The sequence below is a fragment of the Streptomyces sp. NPDC058964 genome (assembly GCF_042741275.1).
In the GTDB taxonomy this organism is placed as follows: Bacteria; Actinomycetota; Actinomycetes; order Streptomycetales; family Streptomycetaceae; genus Streptomyces.
This window is the reverse complement of sequence record NZ_JBHYKH010000796.1, coordinates 1-2,693: the sequence shown is the minus strand read 5'-3', so window position 1 is coordinate 2,693 and position 2,693 is coordinate 1. Positions and strand designations below refer to the sequence as shown.

Sequence of the window (2,693 nt, the reverse complement as noted above, 5' to 3'; positions counted from 1 at the left end):
TTTCTGGGTCGTGGGCCGCTACTGTTGTATAAACGCCACCGCCCCCCTGCCCGTGCGGTCGTACGACCGGCTACTCCTGCTTCTTGCGGCGCGTCCCGAACACGATCTCGTCCCAGCTCGGGACGGCCGCGCGGCGGCCGGGGCGGACGCCGTCGGCCTCCGCCTGGCGGTCGGTGGCGCCGATCAGACGGTCGCGGTGGCTGCCCACGGAGCGGGGCATCAGAACGTCCGCGTAGGCGGAACCGGCCGAGGCCGCCGGGGCGGGAGGTTCCTCCGCCTCCGGCTCGGTGACCGGCTCCTCCGGGGTCTCTACCGGGCGCTCCGGGACGACCATGTCGCCCCGGAAGCTCGGCACCGCCTCCAACAGGCTGGTCAGCGAGTCCCGTTCACCCGTGCTCTCCTCGGCGGGCTCGGACGCCTGCGCCGGCAGACTCGGCCGCTCACGGTCGAGGGCACGGTCCAGCGCGCGGTCACGGGGCAGCCGGGCGATACGGGGCACGAACGGGAAGCTCGGTTCCGGTACGGCGAGGTCGTCGGACTCGCCGATCAGCGAGCGCGCCTCGTCGTCGACGGCCTGGACGAGCCGCCGGGGCGGGTCGTACGTCCAGCTCGCCGAGTGCGGTTCGCCCGCGACCCGGTAGACCAGCAGGACCTCCCAGGTGCCGTCGTCGCGGCGCCACGAGTCCCATTGCACGGTGTCCTTCTCGGCGCCGCGCAGCAGGAGCCGCTCCTGGACGGCCTCGCCCAGCAGCGGACCGGAGTTCTCACCGGGTCTGCGGACCGGGGTCTTGCGGGCCCGCTCCGCCATGAAGGCACGCTCGGCGAGCACCGGTCCCTCGAAGCGCCGCACGCGGTCGACGGGGATGCCGGCGAGCTGGGCCACCTCTTCGGCCGTCGCACCGGCCCGTATCCGCGCCTGAATGTCACGGGGGCGGAGATGGCTCTCGACCTCGATCTCGATCTGGCCGAGGCGGGGCCGGTCGCCGCGCACGGCGGCGCGCAGCCGTTCGTCGATCGGAAGCGTGTACTCCGTTGAGTCGGCAGCCTTCAGCACCAGCCGTGTGCCGTCATTCGAGACGGCCACGACACGCAGTTCGGGCATGGGGACCTCCCGGGTGGTGCCTGCCGACGTCACGTGCGTCGCTGCTTCCGCTAGTCGAGTGTGGCCTGCCCGGGTGCAGCCTGCCACAACCTTGCCGAGTTGCCCGGCGTGTCGGGCACGGGCCCAGGGCCGCCGTTATGGCACGGTTACCTATTCGCAACGCTAAGTGACCAACTCCGTCACCCTGTGCAACTAGCCCCCTCCCGGCGGTCCTGCAGGACCGTGGACACCCTGACGGGAGGCCCGGCCCAAGGCTCGCAACAGTACTCCATTCGGGCCACGTGCGTGGATTGGCACGCCGCCCAACTTCTGGCAAGAAGTGGGACTTGGCCGTCCGCAAGCGGATTCCGCGATCATGAACGTGGCGTTCTTCACGGAATCGCCAGAAGTGGAACCAATGGTTCCGGGGTCAAGTCCCCATTTACGCCCCTATTTACGACCCCAGAACCCTCCGGAGGTAGTCGTTCTGGAACCGCCGGTCCGGATCGAGACGGTCCCTCAGGGCGGTGAACTCGCCGAAGCGCGGGTAGACCTCGGCGAAGTACTCGGCGTCCCTGGTGTGCACCTTGCCCCAGTGCGGCCGGCCCTCGTGCGCGGTGAAGATGCGCTCGGCGGCGGTGAAGTACGCCTGATACGGCGTCCCCTTGAACATATGGACGGCGACGTACGCGCTCTCCCGGGCGGAGGCGGTGGACAGGGTGATGTCGTCCGACGGGGCGGTGCGCACCTCCACCGGGAAGCTGACCCGGAGCGGCGAACGGTCCACCATCGCCCTGAGTTCGCGCAGCGTGTCCGTGAGCGCCTCGCGCGGGACGGCGTACTCCATCTCCACGAACCGTACCCGGCGCGGCGATGTGAAGACCTCGTAGGGGATGTCCGTGTACGTCCGCGCGGACAGCGCCCGGCTGGAGACCTGCGCGATCGTCGGAACCGTCGCGGGCACCGCCCGGCCGAGCCACTGGGCCACCTGGAAGACGCCGTTGGAGAGGAGTTCGTCCTCGAACCAGCCGGCCAGCCGCCCGACCGGCTTCTCCGGGCCCGCGCTGCGGTTGTTGCGCTTGGTGTTGGTGTTCCCGGTGTGCGGGAACCAGTAGAACTCGAAGTGCTCGTTCTCGGCCCAGAGTTCGTCGAACTCGGCGAGCACCCTGTCGAACGGCATCGGCTCCTCGCGGGCCGCGAGCAGGAAGAGCGGCTCCACGGCGAAGGTGATCGCGGTGACGACGCCCAGGGCGCCCAGGCCTATTCGGGCGGCCGCGAAGACGTCCGGGTTCTCCTTCTCGGAACAGGAGAGCACCGAACCGTCGGCCGTGACCAGCTCCAGGCCCTTGATCTGGGCGGAGATCGAGGCGGAGTCGCGGCCGGTGCCGTGGGTGCCGGTGCTGGTCGCCCCGGAGACCGTCTGCTCCATGATGTCGCCCATGTTGGTGAGCGACAGGCCCTCGCGCGCCAGGGCCATGTTCAGCCTCTTGAGCGGGGTGCCGGCCTCGACCGTGACGGTCATGGCCGCCCGGTCGTTGCTGCGGTTGCCGGTCTGGTGCTGAGGGCGGATCAGTACGCCGTCGGTGGCGGCGTTGGACGTGAAGGAGTGCCC

General features: G+C 70.1%; 2 protein-coding genes. Both read right to left on the bottom strand.

All coding sequences use genetic code 11. From position 1 onward, the window contains the following. Positions 1-70: 70 nt before the first annotated feature. Positions 71-1,102 carry a septation protein SepH gene (sepH, locus tag ACFW2E_RS44860; RefSeq protein WP_384477380.1) on the bottom strand — a complete coding sequence of 344 codons (1,032 nt, stop codon included), beginning with the start codon at positions 1,100-1,102 and terminating at the stop codon, positions 71-73. A 433-nt stretch (positions 1,103-1,535) separates the two neighbouring features. Then, positions 1,536-2,693, bottom strand: a 1,158-nt coding sequence (locus ACFW2E_RS44855) for a D-arabinono-1,4-lactone oxidase (protein ID WP_384477377.1), incomplete at its 5' end; no start/stop codon positions are given.